Genomic DNA, 20948 nt, shown 5'->3' on the forward strand with positions numbered 1-20948 from the left:
TGCAACGGCAACGAGGTCCAGCAGTGGGAGATCGTCGACGCCGGCGGCGGCTACTCCAACATCGTCAACCGCTACTCCGGCCTGTGCCTCGACGACTTCGAATGGGGCACCGACGACGGCGCCGAAGTCCGCCAATGGACCTGCAACGGCTCCGAAGTCCAAGACTGGGCGATCTCGTAGCGACAACGGGGCGGCATGCCTCGCATTGACTGTCCACAATAAGCCCCGCGGCCGCGATCGGCCGGCGGGCGCGCGTCCCGCACCTCGAACCCCTCGATCCCGGGACGCCGGGCGAGCCCTTTCCTTCCGGGGGCTCGCCCACTATCCGTACGGAGGGTTCGAGCGGGGGCTACAGCGGCTCCCCCAGCGGCCCGAGTTCCGGTTCCAGGGCGCTGTTCCAGTGGGCCCGCCAGTCCGGTTGCGTGCCGTCCACGTCGGTGAACCCGTACTCCTCGTACAGGCCCCAGGTGGCCAGGGCGCGCCCGGACTTCTCCATCACGGCGGGGTCGCCGGCCAGCGCCGCGACCGCCCGGCCCAGGTAGGCGGGAGATTCGGAGTGGGCGAAGTGCGGGTCCTTGACCGCGCCGTCGCGCCAGTTCTCCTCGCCGACGCCGAACCCCTCCAGCATGGCCTCCGACCGCAGGAAACCGGGTGAGACGGCCACGGCTGCCACGCCGTGCGGCTCCAGTTCCGCCGCTTGGGCCACCGCGAGGCGGATCACGGCGGACTTCGCGAGGTCGTAGAAGAACGAACCCCGGTACCGAGCGGTGTTGCCGTCGGTGACCTCCACCACCAGTCCGCTCTTGCGGGCCACCATCAGCGGCAGCGCGAACCGGCTGGTGATCACGTGGGTGTCCACCGCCTGCCGCAGCAGCCGCAGGCCGGTGTCCAGGTCCTGTTCCCACAGGGGGTGCTCCCAGTCGGTCAGAGGGTCGCCGCCCCATACGGAGTTGATCAGCATGTCGAGCCGCCCGTCCTGCTCTGCGGCGATCCGGTCGACCAGCGCGCGGACCTCCTGCGGGCGGCCGTGGTCGGTGCGCACCGGGATACCGGTTCCGCCGGCGGCGTCGACCCGCTCGGCGGTCCCTTCGACGGTCTCGGGGCGGTCCAGGTCGGAGCGTCCGGCGGTGCTGCTCCGTCCGGTTACGTACACGGTGGCGCCGGCGGCTCCGAGTTCGACGGCGATGCCTCTGCCTCCGCCGCGGGTTCCTCCCGCGACCAGGGCGGTTCTGCCGGCGAGCGGCCGGTGGTCATCGGTCATGATTCCTCCAAAGCGGTGGTTCCGCGGTGTGTGGCGTGCGGTGACAAGAGGGACCGGATCTCGCGCCGGAGTCGCTGCGGCAGCGCGCCCTGTCTGTCGAGGGCCCAGACGAGTCCAGTGCCGGCGATGCTCGCCTGCACGGATGCGGCCAGTGCGGCCGTGTCGGTTCCGGCCCGGAGCTCGCCGGCGGCGACCGCTTCGGTCAGCAGGGTGCGGACGGCTCGGCCCTGGGCGCGGTGGATGGCCAGCGCGTGCTCGTGGAGCCGGGGATCGGTGAGGTCCATGCAGAGGAATGCCAGGTGGTTGGCGAAGGTCTCGGGCGTGGACATGGGTGCCATGGCGTCGGCCGCGAGCGCGGCCAGCGCCGTCAGCGGGGAGGCGTGCCCCTGCCGCAGTCGCTCGTACATGGCGTCCGCGTCCTGCGCGGACTGCCGGGCCAGGGCCACCAGGAGGCCGTGCTTGGATCCGAAGCGCTGCACCAGGGTGCCGGGGACGAGGCCGACCTCGTCGGCCACGGCGGTCAGCGTCAGGCCCGCGGGGCCCACGCGCCCGATGACTTCGGCGGCCCGGCGCAGGATCACCGCATCGTCGAGCCCTCGGGGACGTCCCGCCATTTCGGCCTCCCAATAATAAATGACTGTTCATTTATTAAACCACGGTGCTCGTCGGTCTCCACCCCCGGAGCCGAACGTGTGATCTGTTCGATACGGCTTCGGCGAACCCCGTTCGGATAGGGTTCGGGCGTGCTTGATCCGAACTGGGTGTTCCTCAGCGCGGGGCTGGGACTGCTCGGCAGCCTCCGCTACGCCCACGCGACGCTGACCGGCCGCGCGTACCCCAATCGCGTCACCTGGGTCCTGTGGGCGGCGGCACCGCTGATCGGCTTCTTCGCCCAGCTCGACGAAGGCGTGGGGCTCACCTCGGTGCAGACGCTGGCGGCCGGCGTCAACCCCCTCATCGTCGTCGCCGCCTCGTTCATCAGCCGCCACGGCGCCGTCCGGATCACCGGCTTCGACCTGGTCTGCGGGGCCATCTCGGTCGCCGCCCTCGCCGTCTGGCTGGGGCTCGGCCAAGCGCCGCTGGCCGTGCTGTTCGCGGCCCTGGCCGACGGGTCCGGCGGCGTCCCGACCCTGCGGAAGGCCTGGCGCGACCCGCACTCGGAGAACGCCTTCTTCTACGGACTGGTCGTCGTCGCCGCGACCATCACCCTGCTGACGGTCGACGACTGGCGCCCGGCCTCCTGGATGTTCGCCGGCTACCTGCTGACGCTGGGACTCCTGTTCACCACCGTCATCGCCGGACGCCGCCTGGCGCTCCGCGGCGCCGGGCGCCTCGCCCCGGCCGAGCCGCCCCGCGAGTGACCCGCCGGGCGGCACCGGTTCAATTGAGGTCGCGCCGTCTTCCGACCAGCATGGCCGCGGCGCCGACCAGGGCCGCATACGAGGCCAGCAGACCGAAGGCGGCGGGCAAGGACACCGTGCCGCCCAGATGCGCGGCGCTGGTGAGCAGGCTGATCGGCAGGTACGGGGCGATGCCGAGCGCCGCGCCGAGGACGCCTTCGACGAGCTGCCAGCCGATGATGGCGCCGACCGCGATCGCCGGATGGGGCACGAGCACGCCGATGGCTGCGCCGAGCGCACCGAGCAGGGCGGTCGCGACCGCCACGGTCGCGATGCGCGCGACGATCTGGCCGATGCCGTCGGGCGGGACGTCCCGGCCGAGGGCGATCGGTATGACGACCGCGTGGGCGACCGCCCCGGTGGCCAAACCGAGCAGCGCACCGGCGTAGGCGAACGCCGCCATCTTGGCGGCGAGCACCGGAACGCGCCTGGGGACGGTCAGATAGTCCAGGCCGACCGTTCGCCGGAGGAACTCGCCGCCCACGTTCACCGCCGCGAAGGCGGCGACGATGATGGCCACGACGGTGAGCGAGACGTCCATGAAGTCCACCAGGACCGAGTTGTGCTCGACGGGGTCGAACACGGCGTCGAAGAGGCTGACGACGGCCACCAGGGGCAGCACCAGCAGGACCGACCAGGTCGAGCGCACGGTGCGCAGCTTCGTCGCCTCGGCCGATATCAGCGCGGTCATCGGATCGCTTCCTTTCCTGCGGTCAAACGGAAGTAGGCCTCTTCCAGGGAGGGGCGTGCGGTCGCGAGCCGGTCCACCGCGATCCCGTGCTCGAAGGCGATCCGGCCCACGGTGCGGGCGTCGTCGCCGGCTACGGTCAGCCGGTCGCCGTCGCGGCCGAGCACCTCGTGCCCGTCGCGCCGCAGCACGTCGGCGAGGCGGTCCGGTTCGGCGACGGTGATCAGGGTCTGCGGCTCGCCCGCCGCGGCGGCCAATTCGGACAGGGACTGCTCGGCGATGAGCCGCCCGTGCCCGATCACGACGGCCTTGTCGATGGTCAGCTCCAGTTCGGCGAGGCCGTGGCTGGACACGAGGACGGCGCGCCCTTCGGCCGCGAGGCCGCGCAGGAATTCGCGGAGCCACCTGATGCCCTCGGGGTCCAGACCGTTGGCGGGCTCGTCCAGCAGCATCACGGCGGGGTCGCCGAGCAGCGCCGCGGCCAGGGTGAGCCGCTGCCGCATGCCGAGCGAGTAGCCGCCCACCCGGCGGCGGGCGGCGTCGCCGAGCCCCACCCGGTCGATGACCGCTTCGACCCGCTCGGGGCCGATGCGGGCCTGGCGTGCCAGGATCCGCAGGTGGTTCCGTCCGCTGCGGCCCGGATGCGCCGCGCCGTTCTCGAGGACCGCGCCGACGGTGGACACCGGATCGGCCAGGTCCCGGTACGGGCGCCCCGCGATGAGGGCGTGTCCGGCCTGGGGCCGGACGTGGCCCACCAGGCAGCGCAGCGTGGTCGTCTTGCCGGCCCCGTTCGGCCCCAGGAAACCGACGACGGAGCCGTACTCGACGGTGAAATCGAGTTCGTCCACCGCGCGCAGCGATCCGAAATGCTTGGTCAGGCCCGCGACTTCCACGGCTTTCGCGGTTCCGTTCATATCCTCCCCGAAGCGCTGGGTACCGGCTGGGAGCCGCCGGTCGGGATGCGTTGCAAGATTCATGCATCGAGCCTGGCCCGGCGGCCGGTCGCCGCGCATCGGCCGATCCGGGAGACCCGATCGGTCGTCCGTAGCCGATCGGCGCGACCGACGTACAACTTTCGGCCGATGCGATCGACACCGGGCGCTATACGCTGAATCGGTATGTCCGCTCACCGGCCGCCCCGGCTCCACCGCCGCACGCTCGTCGATGCGGCGACGGCGGTGGTGCTGGCGGTGCTCACCGCGACCGGCCTGTTCGGGTCCAGCGACTTCTTCGGTCCGAGCCTGTTCGGGTTCGCCGGCCGCATCCCGCCGCCGTGGCCGGGCGTCCCGCTGGGGGCGGCCGTCGGGCTGCTGGCCTGGCAGCGCCGCCGCATCCCGGTGGTGTTCCTGCTCGGCGCGCTGGCGGTGAACGCGGTGGTGCCGGCGCACGCGGCGGTGATGGTCGCGATCTACACGCTCGCGGAGCGGACGGCGTCGTGGGCCAAGGTGGCCGTCGGCGCCTCGGTCGCGGTCGTGGTGACAGGCGCCCCGATCTGGCGGTACGCGGGTCCCGACGGCGCCATCCCGATCGGCATCGCGGTCTGCCTGGCTCCCGCGCTCATCGGGATGTACGTCGCCACCCGGCGGGAGCTGCTGGAGCGGACGAGGGAGCGCGCCGAGCGGGCCGAACGCGACCAGGCGCAGCGGATAGCGCAGGCCAGGAGCGAGGAGCGGGCCCACATCGCGCGCGACATGCACGATGTGGTCACCCACCGCGTGTCGCTGATGGTGCTGCATGCAACCGCTCTCGAGGCGACCGAGGGAGCGGACGCGGCCCGGATCGGGAGCCAGATCGGCGCCACCGGGCGCGAGGCGCTCAACGAGCTGCGTTCGCTGGTGGAGGTGCTCCGCCGGGACGGCGACGCGCCGCTGGCTCCCCAGCCGGGGATCGCCGACCTGGAAGCGCTGGTCGAGCAGTCGCGGCGGCTGGGGACGCCGGTCACGCTGGAAGTGGTCGACGAGGTCGGCGAGCGGCCGCCCCTGCTGGTCGAGCACGCGATCTACCGCGTGGCGCAGGAGGCCCTCGCCAACGTCCACAAGCACGCCCCGGACGCGCGGACCCGGGTGCGGGTCCGGCACGCGCCCGACGGGCTGCGGCTCTCGATCGCCAACGGCCGCGGTCGCCCGGTGGAGGGCGGCGGCCTGCCGGGCGGCGGCCACGGCCTGCTCGGCCTCGCCGAGCGGGTCCGGCTCGTGGGCGGGGAGTTCGCCGCCGAACCGACCGCCGACGGGGGATTCGAGGTGGTCGCGACGGTCCCGCGCGCAGAGGAGGACGGGTATGAGTGACCCGATCCGCACGTTGATCGCCGACGACGAGTGGATGGTCCGCTCGATGCTCCGGACCATCCTGGAGGCCGCACCCGGCATCGCCGTGGTCGGTGAGGCCGCCGACGGCGCCGAAGCGGTCGACCTGGCCCGGAAGCTCGGGCCCGACGTGGTGCTGCTGGACATCCGCATGCCGCGCGCCGACGGGCTCACCGCCGCCGCGCGCATGGCCGATCTGGCGGATGCGCCCCGCGTCGTCGTGCTCACCACCTTCGACCTGGACGAATACGTCCACGAAGCGCTGAGCAACGGCGCCGTGGGCTTCCTGCTCAAGGACGCCTCCGCGCAGGATATGGTCGCCGCCGTGCGCAGCGCCGCCGAGGGCGACGCGATGCTCTCTCCACGAGTGACCCGGCGGCTGCTGGAACGGTTCGCCCAGCCGCGGCGGGACGGACGCGACCGGGCCCGGGCCCGGATCTCGGAGCTGACCGAGAAGGAGCGCGAGGTGCTGACCGCGGTCGGGCGCGGCCTGTCGAACGCCGACATCGCCTCCACGCTGTACATGAGCGAGGCGACGGCCAAGACCCACGTGAGCAGGATCCTCACCAAGCTCGGTCTGACCAACCGCGTCGAGGCGGCCATTCTCGCCTACCGGGCCGGCCTGCTGGACTGACGCCCGGGTGCGGACGGGCCGGACCGGCGAGTCCCTCATGGACGACGGGTCCGGTCGGCCTCCCGGTCCCCCCGCACAGTCTCGGCGATCTGTCAAGACGTCCGTTCCGTCGTCTGTTGTGGCTCAGCGTGCGTACATAGCATCAGAATGCAGTCGCGCCGGTCGCCACGACAGGTCAAAGGGGATGGATCGTCCGTCCAGGCTCACCTCCGTCGCTGGGAGCGCGCCCACGGCATCGGGAGGCCGGCGCGACCGCAGTGCCACCACTGCCCGACCCCTCGCAGCGGTCGGCACCGGCCGCTGGAGACCGATCGAAAGGAGAAGCAATGCTGTCGACTCTCTTGAGGCGCACGGCGGTCGTGTTCGCCGCCATGCTCCTCGCCGCCGGTTCGGCGGTCATGACCGCTGCCCCGGCGCAGGCCGCCTGGGGCAACCAGTACAACGTGGAGCTCCAGGTGGACGGCCCCTACAACCAGGACCTGGGCTACGCCGAGGGCTGGGTGCAGTTCGACACCGACGGCGACACCTTCCGGTACTCCATCGAGGTGTGCCGCCAGTCCAGCTACACCCCGCCGACCCTGTCGGTCGGCAAGAACGCGTCCTACTCCGGCGGCTCCTGGTCGCAGACCGTGCTGGACACGCACAAGCCGGGCTACCAGCCGCCCGGCAACCTCTGCAGCGGCGGGAGCGAGACCTTCTCCGGGCAGTTCACCACCAGCAACTACAACGTGCTGTTCGTACTGGAAGGCAACACCTTCGTCGGCAGAGACTTCGTCGAGTACGACGACTACCGCCAGGTTTACAACCCCTACTAGGCCCCGGTAGGAATCGGGGAAGCCTCCTGCCGGATCCGCGGCGCCGCAGCCGGGGTCCGCCGCAGGGGGGCTTCCCTGCGGTGCTGCTACCGGGCCAGGCCGTCCTCGCGGGCCCGGTCGGCCAGGTCGAGCTTGGTGTAGGTGGGCCGACCGACCCGGCGGTATTTCTCCTTGACCCGCTCCAGGTAGCACTTGGCGGTCGAAGGGCGGATCCCGATGCGCCGCGCGGCGGCCTCGAGCGTCATCCCGGAGGCGTAGTTCACCAGCAACTGCCGCTCCCGGGCCGCCAGCCGCGGCCGTTCGGGGCGCTGGTCGTGGGCCATGGCGAACGCCAGCTCCGGTCGGCAGACCTCGTCCCCCGCGGCGATGCGCCGCACGGCCCCGGCCAGTTCGGACAGGTCGTTGCTCTTGGCCACGTACCCGCTGGCGCCCGCGGTGTAGGCGGTCATGACCTCCCCGGGTTCGGCCACGACGCTGACGATGACGACCTGCGGCCCGGCCGCGGCCAGGCGGCGGACGTTCTCGGCCGGGTCGGAGCGGTCGGCCAGTAGCAGGTCCAGCAGCACGACGTCGATGTCGCCGGTCCCCCGCCGCAGCAGCGGCTCGACCGTTTCGGCCGCGGCCACGAGCCGCATGTCGGCCCGCTCGGCCGACCAGGTGCCCAGAGCGCCGGTCAGCATCCGGTCGTCGTCCACAGCCGCCAGTCGGATCACGCGGTCAACACCTCAGCTCCACAACGGTGCCGGCCCCGGGGTCCGACTCGACCGACCCGGTCCCGCCGACCTCCCGCATGCGCGCGACGATCGACTCGGTGATGCCGGTGCCCGAGGCATCGGTCAGACCGTTGCCGTGATCGACGATCCGCACCACCACCTCGCCCTCCTCCACGGCGGCGGTCAGCCACGCCTCGTCCACCCCCGCATGGCGGCGCACGTTGTTCAGCGCCTCGCGGGAGGCCATCGCCATCGCCGTGGTGACACGGGGGTCCATGTCGGACGGCAGTCCGGCGTAGTTGGCGCGCACGCGCAGGCCGGTCGCCTCGGCGTCGGCCACCACGTCGGCGAGCCCGACCGCCAGGCTCCCGGGTTCGAGTCGGCCGTGGAGGAGCATCTGCCGCAGATAGGCCGCGTCGCGGGCCGCCCGCGCCCGGACGCGGTCGTTGGCCGAATCCACCGCGCCCGAGGCGATGGCACTGAGGGTGGCCATGGCCGTGTCGTGCACCAGCCGCCGCTCCTCGGCCGGCAGGCCGGGCCGCCCTCGGGCCTCGAGCGTGCTGACAACCGACCGGAGCAGCCGCTGCTTCAGCGTCCCGGTCAGGCAGAGGCCCACCAGGATCGACGTGTAGATCGCGTTCTCCGTCCACGAGGCCGAGTCCGGGCCCGGCATCGAGAGTGCCGCCAGACCCGCGGCGACGAGTGCGGGGAGCACGACCGCTTGGAGGCGGACCGTCAGCCCGAGCCCGGCGATGACCGCCGCCGCCTGCAGCGCCCGGTGGCCGAGCTGCTCGCCGGAGTCGCCCCAGCCGGTCGCGGTCAGTCCGACGCCGATGGCGAGCGCGATGTCGAGCAGCACCGCCGCCGGATGGAAGGCGCCGTCCCGCCAGGAGAGGGCGACCAGGGCGGCGCTCCAGGCGATCAGGAGCACATAGGTCGCCGTCACGGAGTTCGGCGACTCGGGGCCGTCGGCCACCCCGAGTCCGAAGGAGACGGCCCGGTGCAGAGCCACGGCCACGACCAGCAGGCGCATCAGGCGACCCGGACCCGGCCGGTCGGCCGCTGCGATCGTCATATCGGGGAACTTCGTTGGCGCTTGCGGCATCCCTGAATCTCGTGTTGTCGGCGGCGTCGCTTCGGTGAGGCAAGGACCGGTCCCCACCACCAGTGCCCTGCAATCAGTATCGCACCCGAGCGGTGGATTGTATGTAATTCATACCACAATGCTCATTCCGCCGTGCAATGAGTTCCTTTGTGCGGCAGTCGGAACGAATTCGACGGCTCCGGTTCAGCGCCCGCGCTCGTCGGCGAGGAAACCGACGACGGCCGAGGTGACCCGGTCGGAATGCAGGACCCGCCGGTGCCCCAGCTTCTCGGTGGTCACCAGCCGCGCCCGCGGCGCGAACGCGGCCACGATCCGGCGCGCCTGCTCGGGGTCGACGACGTCGTCGTCCTCGTCCTGGACCACCAGGATCGGCGCCCGGATCAGATCGGGGTCGTGCGAGACGGAGAAGCGGTCCCAGATGTCGTCGCCCGAGGCCAGCAGCCGCTCCGACCGCTCGCGCAGGTCCCGCTCGACCTCCGCGCCGAGCCCCAGCCGCTCGGCGAAGACGTCCAGGAGGTGGAAGAAGTCGCAGACGCCATTGACCGACACGACCCGGTCGGTCTCCACTCCCGAACGCAGGGCCTTGAAGACGCCCAGGCTGCCGAAGGAGTGCGCCACGATACCGCCGAAAGCGCCGACGTCCTTGTACAACCGCTCGATGATCTCCTCGAAGTGGAGGATGTGCGTGATCGAGCCGCTCGATTCGCCGTGCCCGGGCGCATCGAAGGCGATCACCGGAATCCCGCGGTCGAGGAGCGCCCGGGCCGTATCGGCGAAGCGGGACGCCCGCCCGCCCCAGCCGTGGACCATCAGCACCGGGCGCTCGCCGCGGCCCCAGCGGTGGACGACCACCTGGTTGCCGTCCACCTCCAGCACGGAGCGTTCGGCGCGTTCGTGCAAGTCCCGCTCGTGCTCCCGGACAGCGCCCCTCCCCATCGGACGGCAGAAGAGGAAGAAGGCGGCCCGGCCCGCCAGCCGGGGCGAGACGCTCGCCAGGGCGCGCAGCGCGATCGAGATGGACTTGACCAGATGCCGCATATTCTTAACCCTCGATTCGCTCGGCGTGAGGCGCCGTTGCGAGGCTACTCGCGTCGCACCCCGGCGGAGCCGGTGAATTCGGCCACGTCGGCCCACTCCGCAGACGACGATCCGGGCGGAACCGCCCGCCCCGCTCTAGGCTGGTTCACGCCCCTTGCCGCCCGGCCAGTACTCGACCACGCGAACCACCTGGAGTCCCATCCCGTGACCGCCACCGTGCCCCGCGCCGCTCGACAGCGCTTCTCCGGTCCCCGCATGGTCGTGGTCGCGACCATCGCCCTCGGATTCACGGCACCCGGGCAGACCGCCTCCATCTCGGTCTTCCTCGACCCGATGATCGCCGAGATCGGCGTCAGCCGCACCGTCATCTCCACCGCGTACATGATCGGGACCCTCACCGGCGCCATGGCACTGCCGTGGATCGGCCGGGCCGTCGACAAGTACGGCGCCCGCCGCACCATGTCCGTCATCGCCGCGGCCTTCAGCCTCGCGCTCGTCGGGCTCGCCTCCGCCACCGAGATCATCGGGCTCGGCGCGGGATTCGTCGGCATCCGGATGCTCGGGCAGGGCGCGCTGGGCCTGTGCGCGGCCACGCTCGTCTCCCGCTGGTACGAGAAGCGCCGCGGCACCGTCCTGGGGCTCCAGGGCGCCATCGGCGGCGGCATCATCTCGGTCTCGCCGGTCCTGCTCGAGCGGCTCATCGCCGCCACCGACTGGCGCACCGCCATGCTCGTCGAGGCCGCCGCCGTCGCCCTCGTCGTCATCCCGCTCTCGGTCCTGCTGGTGCGCAACCGGCCCGCCGACCTGGGCCAGTTCGTCGACGGCGACCCGGCCAACGGGACGAAGACGCAGACCGAATGGGGCATGACCCGCGGCCAGGCCATGCGCCACCCCTTCTTCTGGGTGCTGGTCGCCGGCGTCGGCACCGCGGGGTTCTTCGGCACCGCCATCGGATTCCACCAGATCGCGCTGCTCGGCGAACGGGGCCTGTCGGCGACCGAGGCCGCCGCGAACTTCCTACCGCAGACCATCGCCGGCACCACGGCGACGCTGCTGCTCGGCTACCTGGTCGACCGCGGCCGTCCCCGGCTCCTGCTGGCCTGCTCCATGTTCGCGTTCGCGCTCGCGATCGCCTGGGGGACGATGGTCGATCCCGGACTGTCGGCGATCGGGTTCGGCGTCACCGTCGGCGCCGCCGGCAACGCCGTGCGCGCCATCGAGGCGGGCATGACACCGCGCCTGTTCGGCACCGCCCACATCGGCGCGATCCGGGGCGCGATCGCGTCGGTCACCATCGCCTCGACCGCGTTCGCGCCGGTCCTGTACTCGGTCTTCTACTCCTGGACGGGCTCGTTCCAGTTGGTGCTGTGGCTGTCCACGATCGTGCCGCTCGCAGTCCTGGTCGCCGCGGTCGTCACGCCGCTCCCCCGGCCGGAGGCGGCCGAGCCCGACGGTCCACCGGCCTAAGGAGACGCCCACGGCCGCGGCCGACGACCGGCCCGCACGCTGCGCGATCGCCGCGCAGCCCGCCCCGGCCAGGAGCACGACCGCGGTCGCGCCGAGCGCCCACACCAGGCCCGCCGCGAGGAAGATCCCGCCCATCGCGGCGATCGCGACCGTCTGCGCCACCAGCGGCCCGGTCGAGTTGAGCGCCGACAGCGCCGACGCGCGACCGGGCGGCACCAGGTCGGACAGCCTCGCGATCAGCGGGCTGTACCCGGCCGCGTGTCCGGCCCCGGCCAGCGCGAGCAGCGGCGTCAGGGCCCACGGGGAGGCTCCGGTCGCGACCGCGGCCGCCACCGCCGCCATCACGACCGGTCCGGCCACCGGGAGCGCGCGCACGGCCCGCTCGGGCATCCGCGCCCAGGTGAGGCTCATGGTCCCGAAACCGATCGTGTAGGGCAGGAAGGCGAGCCCGGCCGCCAGCGGCGTCCAGCCCAGGTCGTCCTGGACGTGCAGGGTGAAGGCGAACAGGAAAGCCGCGTAGCAGCCCATCACGACCGCGCACGCGATCAGGCCGGGCTTCATGCCGGGCGGACGCAGCACGGCGAGGTCGAGCAGGGGCGGTTTCGCGCGTGTCTGGTGCCGGAGGAACCACGCCAGCAGCGCGGCCGAGGCCCCGAGGGCCGCCCAGCTCCACCACGGCCAGCCGGATTCGCGGCCGAGCGTGAGCGGTGCGGTGAAGGCGCCCATGCCGAGGGCGAGGGCGATGGTCCCCGGGACGTCGAACCGGCGCGCCGGTGCGCGGCCGACGGGCCCGGCGGCGTCGGCCGCCGGCGGCATCCGCCGGATGACCGCGAGCAGCAGGATCCCGACCGGCACGTTGAGCAGGAAGACCGGCCGCCACGACAGTCCGAACAGGTCCGCCGAGACGAGCAGCCCGCCCAGGAGCTGGCCGAGGGCGACCCCCAGGGCGAGCACCATGGAGTAGAGGCCGACCGCGCGGCGCCTTGCGGCGCCTTGGAAGTGGTGCTGGATCAGGGAGAACACCTGCGGGATCAGCAGCGCCGCGCCCGCCCCTTGGACCGCTCGGGCCGCGACGAGGGCGACCGGGTCGGGGGCCAGGCCGCAGGCGAGCGATGCGGCGGTGAACAGGGCGAGTCCCCACCGGAACGCCCGCCGGTGGCCCGCCAGGTCGCCGAGCCGCGCCCCGGTGACGATGAGGCTGGCGAGCGCCAGGAGGTACGCCGAGAGGATGAGCTGCTGCGTGGCTCCGGTGGCACCGAGGTCCCGTTGGATCGCGGGTAGGGCGATGTTGGCGATGGAGCCGTCCATCGAAGCCATGGTCTGGGCGATGAGCAGCACTGCGAGGAGGAGGCGCTTCGGCATGGCCCCAAGGTTCCACGGGGAGCGGCGCCGGTCTTGAACATCCTTGCGCGGCTCCCGATACCTGGTACCGCCGGAGTGTCGGCCTCCCCGGATACGGTGGAGCGGTGCGCCGCTACACGTCCGTCCTGTCCGAGTCGGAGTACTCGGTCCGGGTCGTGGCGTGCTCTGACGACCACCGGCGCTGGTCGGCGGCGGAGCCGGCCGACTCGTTCGGTCTGGTGCTGCCGCGGCGCGGCCGCTTCCGGATGGCGAGCGCGGGCTCGGAGCAGGACGTGGACGTCACGCAGGGCTATGTGCAGATCGGTGGGCGGGAGCACCGGTTCGCGCATCCGGCCGGCGGTGACGTCTGCACGTTCGTCTCGATCGGCGCCGCCCTCTGGCGGGAGGTCGTCGGTGACCGTCCGGTGCCCACGGCGGTGCGGGTCGACGGCGTCACCGAGTTGGCCCACCGGCTGCTGCTCCGGGCGGCCCGCGACGGCTCGGATTCGGCCGAGCGCCTGGTCGGCGCGGTGGTGGCGGCGGTCCGCACTTCGTCCTCGGACGGCCGGGGGTCACCGGCCCGGACGGTGGCGGCCCGCGCCTCCCGGGCGCGGCTGGCCGCCCGCGCACGCGAAGCGGTTCTGGAGGGCGATTCCGCCTCGCATGATCTGGTGAGCCTGGCGCGGGCGCTGGGCGCCTCGCCGGCCCACCTCAGCCGGGTCTTCCGGGAGCAGACGGGCGGCGGTCTCACCGGGTTCCGCAACCGCGTGCGGGTGAGCCGGGCGCTGGCCCGGCTCGAAGCGGGCGAGGTCGACCTGGCCGCGATCGCAGGGGAGCTGGGCTTCGCCGACCAGGCGCATCTGACGCGGACCTTCCGGGCGACGCTCGGCACCACACCGGCGCGGGTGCGCGGCGAGTTCGACCGTCGAGTCGCCTGAGCCGCGGCCCGCGATGGATCGGCGGCGGGGACGGCGCCCGGATCAGGACCGCCGGTGCGGGGCGAACTCGACGGTGATGTCGAGTCCGCCGCCTTGCCGGGGCCGTGCGTGGATCACGGCTCCGTGGACGCGGGCGATCGAGTCGACGAGGGACAGTCCCAGGCCGACGCCGCGGGACGATTCGATCCGGTCGCGGTCCTGGCCGCGCCGGAACGGCTCGAACAGCGCCTCGACCTCGTAGGGCGGCACGACCGGTCCGGTGTTGGCGACCGTCAGGACCGGTCGGCCGTCGCGGACGGCGGTCGCGACCTCCACACGGCCGCCGGGGAGGTTGTGCTTGACGGCGTTGGCGACCAGGTTCTCCACCAACCGCTCCAGCAGGGTCGCGTCACCGGACACGACCGCCCGGCGGGCTTCGACGCGCAGCCCCACTTCGGCCTCCGCGGCCTCGCCCCCGAGGTCGTCGGCGACGTGGGCGGCGATGTCGGCCAGGTCGACCGGAGACCGGTCGGGTCCGGCGTGCTCGGTCTGCGCGAGCGTGAGCAGGCCGTCGATGAGCCGCTCGTGGCGGGCGTTGACGGTCAGGAGGTTCTCGGCCAGCAACTTGAGCCGCTGGTCGGCATCGGGGTTGGCGGCGGCCACCTCCAGGAGGGTCCGGTTGATCGCCAACGGGGTGCGCAGTTCGTGGGAGGCGTTGCCGACGAAGCGGCGCTGCCCCTCGAAGGCCCGGTCGAGCCGGGCGAGCATCTCGTCGAAGGTGTCGGCCAGGCGCTTGATCTCGTCGTTCGGGCCTTCGAGGTTGATGCGCTCATGGAGGCTGCGGTCGGCCACGCGCCTGGCGGTGCCGGTGATCGCGTCGATCGGGCGCAGCCCCCGGACGGCGATGAGCCAGGCGGCGATCACCGCTATCAGGCCGACGGCCACGAGCGCGGCGATCGACCAGGCCAGCACCCGGTCCATCGTCGCGTCGTTGTAGGCGGCCTGCCGGTCGAGGATGGTGCCCACCACTCCGGTGCTGCCGTAGGGCATCTCTACCTTCTTGAGACCGTCGCGGTCGACGGAGAGGGTCTGGAGGTTGTTGCTGATTCGGTCGCTGACGACCAGGTACACCGCGGTGATCACGACCGCGCCCGCCGCGAAGAACGTGATCGCGTACCACATCGTGAGTCTCGTGCGCAGGCTCATGCTGACCGCTCCTCTCTTACGACGTACCCGGAGCCGGGCACGGTCTCGATCACGGGCGGATCACTGAGCTTGCGGCGCAGCGTCATCATCGTCACCCGAACGACGTTGGTGGCCGGGTCGATGTGCTCGTCCCAGACCTTCTCGAGCAGCTTCTCGGTGGAGACGGTCGCTCCGTCGGCCCGCACCAGTTCGACCAGCACCCCGAACTCTTTCTTCGACAGCGGCACATAGCGGCCGTCCCGGAACACCTGCCGCCGCGCCGTGTCGACGGTGACCCCGGCCCGCTCGATGACCGGGGGCGCGGCCGGGACCGAGCGGCGGGCGAGGGCCCTGACTCGGGCGACCAGTTCGGAGAAAGCGAAGGGTTTGCCCAGGTAGTCGTCGGCGCCGAGCGAAAGCCCCTCGACACGGTCCTCTACCTCAGTGGCGGCGGTGAGCATCAGAACGCGCGTGTGGTGGGGGCCGTCGACGATCTTCCGGCACAGGTCGTCGCCTCCCACTCGCGGCAAGTCCCGGTCGAGGACCGCCACGTCGTAGTCGTAGGCGGCCAGGCGCAGTCGTGCCGAATCGCCCTCGTAGCAGACGTCGACGGCCATCGCCTCGGTGCGCAGCCCCTCGGCGATCCCGTCGGCCAGCATCTTCTCGTCCTCGACCACCAGCACTCGCATCGATGCCATCCTCCCGTCTCGATCGACCGTAAGTCTGCCCCGGACCGCATAAGGACCGCGTTAGCGAATTCGCTGACGGAGACCACACGTCCACGGAGTTTCACTTGGCCGCGCGATCGAACATCCACGGATGGGAGCGAAAACGTGAGACGAACACTGCTCGTGGCCGGAGCGGCTTCGGCATTGATGCTGGCCGCCGCCTGCAACGACGCCGCCGGGTCCGACGACGACGTCGCCAGCGCCGGCGGCGATACCGACCGGACCGAGGAGACCGGCGAGGACCTGACGCAGGAGGAGTCCATGCTCGCCTTCTCCGACTGCATGCGTGAGAACGGCGTCGAGGACTTCCCCGACCCCGGTGGCGGTCCGGTGATGATGGACGGCGACGTCACCGACGACCCGGACTTCGAGGCGGCCATGGACGCCTGCCAAGACCTGCTCGAGGACTTCCGCGCGGCCGAAGGTTCCGGAAGCGCCGGAGGACCCGACCTCGACGACGAGACCGCCAGGGAGTTCGCCGACTGCATGAGAGAGAACGGCGTCGAGGACTTCCCGGACCCCTCCGGCGACGGCATGTCCGTCACCAGGGACCTGCTGGACGATCCCGACTTCGAGGAGGCCAGCGAGGCGTGCGCGGAGATCCACGAGTTCGGACTCGGAGGTGGCGGCCGATGAGCACGCGGAGGTACATCCTGCTCGGCGGAGGAGCGGTCGCCGCCGCGGCGGCGGTCGCCGGGGCATTCACGTTCCTCGGCACCGGGGGCTCCGAAGCCACGGCCGACGACTCGCCGGCGTCTACCGCCGACATCGAGCGCCGCGACATGGCTCGCACCGAGGACTTCGACGGCACCCTGTCCTACGGCACGGTGTACGAGCTGGCGGGCCTGCTCCAGGGCACGGTGACCGACATGGCCGAGGCCGGGACGGTGCTGGAGCCGGGGACCGCCGCCTACTTCGTGAACAACGAGCCCGTGGTCGTCATGCAGGGCGAGCTGCCGATGTGGCGCGATCTGGTCCCCGGCACCGAGGGCCCGGACGTCCAACAGTTGGAGCGGTTCCTGTCGGAGAACGGCTACGAGAACCGGTTCACCGCCGACGACTCCTACACCTGGGCCACGGCCGCGGCCGTGGAGGACTGGCAGGCCGACATCGGCATGGCCGAGACCGGCACGGTCCCGCTCGGATCGGTGGTGTTCCTGCCGCACACGATGCGGGTGGCCGAGCGGATCGCCTCCGTCGGGGACCCGTCGAACGGCCCGATCCTCGGCTACACCCGGAACCAGCGGAGTGTGACGCTCGAACTGGAGGTGAGCGACCAGGACCTGGCCGAGGAGGAGATGGCGGTGACCGTCACGCTGCCGGACGGCACCGAGGTCGACGGCGAGGTCACCGATGTGAGCACCACCGTCTCCGGCGGCGGCTCCGATGAGGTCGCCTCCGGCGAGGAGGAGCCGACCACCATCGAGGTCACCGTGACCGTCGACGACGGGCCGCTCGGGGACCTGGAGTCCGCGCCGGTGACCGTGGAGCTGACCCGCGACGTCCACGAGGACGTGCTCGCCGTCCCGGTCGAGGCGCTGCTGGCGCTGCGCGAGGGCGGCTACGGGCTGGAGATCGCCGACGGCGGGGAGACCACCATCGTTCCCGTCGACACCGGCTTCTTCGAGCGGGGACTGGTCGAGGTCGAAGGCGACGGCCTGGACGAGGGCATGTCGGTGGTGGTCCCGGAATGAGCGTCGTGACGCTGGATTCGGTGACCAAGACCTACCCTGGCGTGACCGCGCTCGACGACGTCTCGCTCGGTATCGGCGACGGGGAGCTGGCGGCGATCGTCGGCCCCTCGGGCTCGGGGAAGTCGACCCTGCTGAACCTGGCCGGGACGCTGGACCGGCCCACCTCCGGGACGGTCCGCGTGGCCGGGCACGAGGTGGCGAATTTGTCGGACAAGGAGGTCTCGCATGTGCGCGCGACCTCGCTGGGTTTCGTCTTCCAGTCCTTCCATCTCGCTCCGGGGGTGCCGATCCTGGACAACGTGGCCGACGGACTGCTGTACTCCGGGATGCCGCGCGCCGGGCGGCGCGAGCGGGCCGCCGACGCGCTCGAGCGCGTCGACCTGGGCGACCGGGCCTCCAGTCGACCGCACGAGCTGTCCGGCGGGCAGCGCCAACGCGTCGCGATCGCCCGCGCGATCGTGGGCGAACCGGACCTGCTGCTGGCCGACGAACCGACCGGAAACCTCGACTCGGTGTCGGGCGAGTCGGTCATGAAACTGCTGCGCGAGCTGAACGGTGCGGGCACGACCGTGGTGGTCATCACCCACGATCGCGACATCGCGGCGAGTCTGCCGCGCCGCATCGAGATGCGCGACGGGCGGGTGGTGCGCGATGCGGTGGGCTGACGTCTGGCGGACCGGCGCCTACGGGCTGCGCTCGCGGCCCCTGCGGGTGACACTGTCGGCCATCGGGATCGCGATCGGCATCGCCGCGATGGTCGCGGTGGTCGGCATCTCGGCGTCCTCGTCGGCGGATCTGAACCGGAAACTGGACGCGTTGGGCACGAACCTGCTCACGGTCGGGCCGGGCCAGTCGATGTTCGGCGAGGAGTCGGAGCTTCCCCTGGCCTCGGAGGCCATGATCGAGCGGATCGGCCCGGTGCTCGACACCTCGGCGGTGGGGGCGATCGACGCGTCGGTGTACCGGAACGACCTGATCCCCGAGGTGGAGACCGGCGGCATCACCGCCCGTGCCGCCCGCCTCGACCTGCTCGATGTGGTCGCGGGCGAGATGGCCGAGGGGCGGTGGCTCAGCGAGGCGACCGACGACTACCCGGCGGTGGTACTGGGAGCCGAGGCCGCCGAACGGCTCGGCGTGTCGGCGAACCCCGACGTGCAGATATGGCTGGGCGGCCAGTGGTTCACCGTGGTCGGGATTCTGGAGCCGGCGGAGCTGGCTCCGGAGCTGGACACCGCGGCGATCGTGGGCTGGGAGGCCGCTGAGGAGTACCTCGGATTCGACACCCACGCCACGACCGTCTACACCAGGGCCTCCGAGTCGGCGGTGTCGGACGTGCAGGCGGTCCTGGGCGCGACGGCCAACCCCGAGCACCCGGACGAAGTCGAGGTCTCGCGGCCTTCGGACGCCCTGGTGGCGGCCGAGGCCGCCGAGGAGACCTTCACCGGCCTGCTGCTCGGCTTGGGCGCGGTGGCGCTGCTGGTCGGCGGGGTCGGCGTCGCGAACACGATGGTGATATCGGTCCTGGAGCGGCGCGGCGAGATCGGCCTGCGGCGCTCCCTGGGAGCCACGCGCGGGAACGTGCGCAGCCAGTTCCTGGCCGAGTCGCTGCTGCTGTCGCTGCTGGGCGGCCTCGGCGGGGTCGTGCTCGGCTCGGCGATCACCGCCGCCTACGCCGCGTGGCAGGGCTGGCCGCCCACGGTCCCGGCGTGGGTCCTGGGCGGGGGCGTCGCGGCCACGGCCGCGATCGGGGCGATCGCCGGTCTCTACCCGGCGGTCAAGGCCGCCCGTCTGTCCCCCACCGAGGCGCTCACCGCCCCGTAGGGCGCGGCGGCCCGCCTTCGCGGGCCGCCGCTCTCCTGCGCCGAATGGAAGGAGCCGATCATGCGGGCACTTCGTGCCGGGGCCACGCGACGTCGTCGACGGTCAGCCACGGCGCTCCGGACAAGGCCGCCGGGGTCGCTCCGGTGAACGCCTTGACCTCGCGCTGCAGGTGGGACTGGTCGCTGTAGCCGCTCTCGAACGCGACCCAGGCCGCGGCCTCGCCCGCGACCAGGCGGTGGGCGGCGTGGTCGAAGCGGGCCAGCTTGGCGGCCTGCTTGGGCGACAGACCGATCTGCGTGCGGAACCTGGACCACAGGCGCTTGCGGCTCCATCCGATCTCGGCGGCCAGGCGGTCGACCCGGACCCGGCCGCGGCTGTGGACGATCCGGTTCCAGGCCAGGGCCGCCTCCGGTTCCACCGGGTGCCGTCCCTGACCGCGACGGGCGAGGACGGCCTCGACCAGCGCGAAGCGGTCCTCCCATGAGGAGGACTCGGCCAGTTGCTCGCTGATCCGGCGCGCCTCGCGGCCCCACAGGTCGTCGAGTGCCACCGTGGCGCCGTCCAGGTCGCCGGGGTCGGTGCCCAGGACCGCGCGCGCGAGCGGCGGGGACAGGCGCACCTGCACGCATTCGATGTGCTCCCCATGCACCCGGACCGTGCCGCCGAACCCGCTTCCGAGCCCGGCGACGAGGTTGCCGCACTGCCGCCGCCCGGCGGCCTCGTCCACGACGGGGCGTCCCGCACCGAACTCCAGGACCAGCGTCACGGCCGGGTGCGGGATCATGCGGAGGCCGGTCAGGCGGCGGACGCCGAATCCGGCCATGCCGACGCCGGGCACCCGGCCGGGCCGTCCCGGAGTCGCGACGTCCCACTCGGCCGGGTCGGCCCGTTCGCCCGCACTGGAACGCATCCGCCCATTCTATGCGCCGACCGGGCAGGAACATTCCTCCAAGACCCCGGCGCTTGCCCCGGGCGACCATGGCCTCATGACTGATGAAGAACCGCAGGTGAAAGGCGACTCCGAGACCACCGAGGGAACGCTCCTGCCTCTGGAGGACGGCGACATCCACGCGCGCGACGACGGTCCCCCGGACGCTCCGGCGCTCCTGCTGGTCCACGGTTCGGCCGCGTCGGGCCGTTCGTGGGACGCGCTGGTACCGCTGCTGACGGCGTCCCATCGCGTCATCCGGATCGACCTGCTCGGATGCGGCCGGTCGGCCAAGCCGGACGACGGCACCTACTCGATACCCGACCAGGGACGCCGGGCCGGACAGGCGCTGGACCGTCTCGGCATCGAGCGGGCCGTGGCGGTCGGCCATTCCAGCGGCGGCATGGTCGCCGCCTCACTCGCCGAGCAGCGGCCCGAGCTGGTGGACGCGCTCGCGCTCGTCAGCACCGGTCCGGACATGGGGGCCTTCATCGCGCCGGAACCGGCCGGGATCGGGCCCTCGCACTGGCCGCCGGACGAGGAGCAGGTCCGCCGGCTCGCCGCCACCGGCTTCAGCCGCGACGGCTTCCGGGTCCCGCAATCGATTGTGGACGACGTTCGCGGGATGACCTTCCACTCGTTCGCCGCCACCACGCAGGCGGCCGACCACTACCTGGAGCAGCGGACGCTGCCCGACCGTCTGGCGGACGTCGGCAAGCCGCTGCTGGTGATCTTCGGCGAGCACGACCGGCGATGGCGGTCCTCGTCGGCCGCCGACTACCGCGCCGTCCCGGGCGCGGAAGTCGACCGGCTGCCCGGGGTCGGACACTCCCCGATCCTGGAGGATCCGCCGCGGACGGCCGAACTGCTGCTGGCCTTCACCGCCCGGCGGAGGGTGTAGCGGCCGCGA

Annotated in this window: 22 protein-coding genes and 1 pseudogene; 12 read left to right on the plus strand and 11 right to left on the minus strand. The window is 72.3% G+C overall.

Annotated elements, in window-relative coordinates; translation table 11 throughout:
* Positions 1-180 (plus strand): RICIN domain-containing protein (locus CUT39_RS19620; protein ID WP_198587297.1); only part of this gene is annotated, 180 nt, incomplete at its 5' end.
* Positions 181-349: 169 nt separating this feature from the next.
* Here CUT39_RS19620 and CUT39_RS19625 read toward each other — a convergent pair.
* On the minus strand, positions 350-1261 hold the full coding sequence (locus tag CUT39_RS19625) for an SDR family oxidoreductase (protein ID WP_100449158.1): 912 nt from the start codon (positions 1259-1261) through the stop codon (positions 350-352).
* Positions 1258-1875, minus strand: a complete 618-nt coding sequence (locus CUT39_RS19630; protein WP_100449159.1) for a TetR/AcrR family transcriptional regulator — start codon at positions 1873-1875, stop codon at positions 1258-1260. The genes CUT39_RS19625 and CUT39_RS19630 overlap by 4 nt, the downstream gene beginning before the upstream one ends.
* 129 nt (positions 1876-2004) lie before the next feature.
* Here CUT39_RS19630 and CUT39_RS19635 point away from each other — a divergent pair, with 129 nt between their 5' ends.
* Positions 2005-2622, plus strand: a complete 618-nt coding sequence (locus CUT39_RS19635) for a hypothetical protein (protein ID WP_198587298.1) — start codon at positions 2005-2007, stop codon at positions 2620-2622.
* Between the two features lie 19 nt (positions 2623-2641).
* Here CUT39_RS19635 and CUT39_RS19640 read toward each other — a convergent pair whose 3' ends face one another.
* Positions 2642-3352, minus strand: coding sequence for a hypothetical protein (locus tag CUT39_RS19640; RefSeq protein ID WP_100449160.1), 711 nt, complete (start codon positions 3350-3352; stop codon positions 2642-2644).
* A complete protein-coding gene (locus tag CUT39_RS19645) occupies positions 3349-4263 on the minus strand; it encodes an ABC transporter ATP-binding protein (RefSeq protein WP_100449161.1) in 915 nt (304 codons plus the stop codon). The genes CUT39_RS19640 and CUT39_RS19645 overlap by 4 nt, the downstream gene beginning before the upstream one ends.
* Positions 4264-4467: 204 nt before the next feature.
* Between CUT39_RS19645 and CUT39_RS19650 the strand changes: the two genes are divergently transcribed.
* From CUT39_RS19650 to CUT39_RS19660, 3 genes are all read left to right on the plus strand, one after another.
* Positions 4468-5634, plus strand: coding sequence for a sensor histidine kinase (locus tag CUT39_RS19650; protein WP_100449162.1), 1167 nt, complete (start codon positions 4468-4470; stop codon positions 5632-5634).
* The gene (locus CUT39_RS19655) at positions 5627-6286 is read left to right on the plus strand and encodes a response regulator (protein WP_100449163.1); all 660 of its coding nucleotides are present in this window, start codon (positions 5627-5629) and stop codon (positions 6284-6286) included. The genes CUT39_RS19650 and CUT39_RS19655 overlap by 8 nt, the downstream gene beginning before the upstream one ends.
* A 326-nt stretch (positions 6287-6612) precedes the next feature.
* Positions 6613-7101, plus strand: a complete 489-nt coding sequence (locus tag CUT39_RS19660; RefSeq protein ID WP_100449164.1) for a hypothetical protein — start codon at positions 6613-6615, stop codon at positions 7099-7101.
* Positions 7102-7187: 86 nt separating this feature from the next.
* Here the strand turns inward: CUT39_RS19660 and CUT39_RS19665 are convergent, their stop codons facing one another.
* The 3 genes from CUT39_RS19665 to CUT39_RS19675 all read right to left on the minus strand — a co-directional run bounded on the left by CUT39_RS19665 (position 7188) and on the right by CUT39_RS19675 (position 9957).
* Entirely contained in the window at positions 7188-7814 is a 627-nt protein-coding gene (locus tag CUT39_RS19665) for a response regulator (RefSeq protein WP_100449165.1), read from the minus strand.
* A gap of 4 nt (positions 7815-7818) precedes the next feature.
* Positions 7819-8889 (minus strand): sensor histidine kinase, encoded by a 1071-nt coding sequence (locus CUT39_RS19670; protein ID WP_100449166.1) that lies wholly within the window; start codon positions 8887-8889, stop codon positions 7819-7821.
* A gap of 213 nt (positions 8890-9102) precedes the next feature.
* Positions 9103-9957: an alpha/beta hydrolase gene (locus CUT39_RS19675; protein ID WP_100449167.1), complete on the minus strand. Its 855-nt coding sequence runs from the start codon at positions 9955-9957 to the stop codon at positions 9103-9105.
* 255 nt (positions 9958-10212) lie between these two features.
* On the opposite strand from CUT39_RS19675, the pseudogene CUT39_RS21370 reads away from it, so the two are divergent.
* Positions 10213-10953: pseudogene (locus tag CUT39_RS21370) on the plus strand (MFS transporter); the annotation flags it as partial.
* 21 nt (positions 10954-10974) lie between these two features.
* On the opposite strand, the gene CUT39_RS19685 reads toward CUT39_RS21370, so the two are convergent.
* Positions 10975-12786 carry an MFS transporter gene (locus CUT39_RS19685; protein WP_100449169.1) on the minus strand — a complete coding sequence of 604 codons (1812 nt, stop codon included), beginning with the start codon at positions 12784-12786 and terminating at the stop codon, positions 10975-10977.
* Positions 12787-12890: 104 nt separating this feature from the next.
* Between CUT39_RS19685 and CUT39_RS21375 the strand changes: the two genes are divergently transcribed.
* Positions 12891-13703, plus strand: coding sequence for a helix-turn-helix domain-containing protein (locus CUT39_RS21375; RefSeq protein WP_100449170.1), 813 nt, complete (start codon positions 12891-12893; stop codon positions 13701-13703).
* A 42-nt stretch (positions 13704-13745) separates the two neighbouring features.
* Here the strand turns inward: CUT39_RS21375 and CUT39_RS19695 are convergent, their stop codons facing one another.
* Together CUT39_RS19695 and CUT39_RS19700 are read right to left on the minus strand one after the other, a co-directional pair.
* The gene (locus CUT39_RS19695) at positions 13746-14888 is read right to left on the minus strand and encodes a sensor histidine kinase (protein ID WP_100449171.1); all 1143 of its coding nucleotides are present in this window, start codon (positions 14886-14888) and stop codon (positions 13746-13748) included.
* The gene (locus tag CUT39_RS19700; RefSeq protein WP_100449211.1) at positions 14885-15556 is read right to left on the minus strand and encodes a response regulator transcription factor; all 672 of its coding nucleotides are present in this window, start codon (positions 15554-15556) and stop codon (positions 14885-14887) included. Before CUT39_RS19700 ends, CUT39_RS19695 begins: the two co-directional genes overlap by 4 nt.
* A 144-nt stretch (positions 15557-15700) precedes the next feature.
* Here CUT39_RS19700 and CUT39_RS19705 point away from each other — a divergent pair, with 144 nt between their 5' ends.
* Genes CUT39_RS19705 through CUT39_RS19720 form a run of 4 tightly spaced genes read left to right on the plus strand, consistent with a single transcriptional unit; the run spans position 15701 to position 19110 of the window.
* Positions 15701-16231 carry a hypothetical protein gene (locus CUT39_RS19705; protein ID WP_157930849.1) on the plus strand — a complete coding sequence of 177 codons (531 nt, stop codon included), beginning with the start codon at positions 15701-15703 and terminating at the stop codon, positions 16229-16231.
* Entirely contained in the window at positions 16228-17289 is a 1062-nt protein-coding gene (locus CUT39_RS19710) for a peptidoglycan-binding protein (RefSeq protein ID WP_100449173.1), read from the plus strand. The genes CUT39_RS19705 and CUT39_RS19710 overlap by 4 nt, the downstream gene beginning before the upstream one ends.
* Positions 17286-17954, plus strand: coding sequence for an ABC transporter ATP-binding protein (locus CUT39_RS19715; RefSeq protein WP_100449174.1), 669 nt, complete (start codon positions 17286-17288; stop codon positions 17952-17954). Before CUT39_RS19710 ends, CUT39_RS19715 begins: the two co-directional genes overlap by 4 nt.
* Positions 17941-19110, plus strand: coding sequence for an ABC transporter permease (locus CUT39_RS19720; RefSeq protein WP_100449175.1), 1170 nt, complete (start codon positions 17941-17943; stop codon positions 19108-19110). Before CUT39_RS19715 ends, CUT39_RS19720 begins: the two co-directional genes overlap by 14 nt.
* A gap of 58 nt (positions 19111-19168) precedes the next feature.
* Here the strand turns inward: CUT39_RS19720 and CUT39_RS19725 are convergent, their stop codons facing one another.
* Entirely contained in the window at positions 19169-20020 is an 852-nt protein-coding gene (locus tag CUT39_RS19725; protein WP_100449176.1) for a helix-turn-helix domain-containing protein, read from the minus strand.
* A gap of 76 nt (positions 20021-20096) precedes the next feature.
* On the opposite strand from CUT39_RS19725, the gene CUT39_RS19730 reads away from it, so the two are divergent.
* Positions 20097-20939, plus strand: coding sequence for an alpha/beta fold hydrolase (locus CUT39_RS19730; RefSeq protein ID WP_100449177.1), 843 nt, complete (start codon positions 20097-20099; stop codon positions 20937-20939).
* The last annotated feature ends 9 nt before the right edge of the window (positions 20940-20948 follow it).

The sequence above is a fragment of the Glycomyces xiaoerkulensis genome (assembly GCF_002798405.1).
Taxonomy (GTDB): domain Bacteria; phylum Actinomycetota; class Actinomycetes; order Mycobacteriales; family Micromonosporaceae; genus Glycomyces; species Glycomyces xiaoerkulensis.